The following is a 592-nucleotide window of genomic DNA, read 5'->3' as shown; positions in this document are numbered from 1 at the left end:
ATTGATCATTATTGCGGTTCGGGAGGTGCGCCGCCCCGCCAAAAGCGTTAACTTGGATATCAGTCGGACTTGTATTACCGATTATCGGATTCGTTTGTTACCTGTTCGTAACGAATCCTGTGCAAATGCGGCGGGACAAGCTCGTTTCTTCGCACAATAACCCGATAGCGTTCCTCCAGCATGTGGTGACTCCGCTTTTGTTATCGCTCGGGCTTTGCAACCTTTGTCTGTCAGTGGCCTTCGAACCGGTTACGTCCAAATCCTCACGAACGGGATGGAAACCTACGGAAAACTCCTTCAATCAATTCAGGCCGCACAAAAGTCAATCGATCTGGAATATTACATATACCGGAATGACCATATCGGTAAACGTATCACAGATGTGCTGATTGACCGGGCTTTATCCGGTGTGAACATTCGTTTTATAAGGGATGGCTGGGGAAGCCGGTCATTTCCCAAACATACGGTTCGCCGGATGATGGAAGCAGGCATTGAATGCAGGACCTTCTTTCCCTTGCGATTCCCCTGGGTACTATCCAACTTGACATACCGGGATCATTGCAAGATCGTCATCGTCGACGGAAAGGAAGCC

1 protein-coding gene is annotated in these 592 nt (G+C 49.2%); it reads left to right on the top strand.

Features of this window, described 5'->3' with window-relative positions; genetic code table 11:
* Positions 1-274: 274 nt before the first annotated feature.
* A partial coding sequence (locus FKP33_RS29010) for a phospholipase D-like domain-containing protein (RefSeq protein WP_373423962.1) occupies positions 275-592 on the top strand: 318 nt, incomplete at its 3' end.

The organism is Paenibacillus sp. tmac-D7 (assembly GCF_006519665.1).
Lineage (GTDB): Bacteria > Bacillota > Bacilli > Paenibacillales > NBRC-103111 > Paenibacillus_G > Paenibacillus_G validus.
Note: the sequence above shows the minus strand (reverse complement) of the source record. Positions and strands in the feature narration are given on the sequence as shown.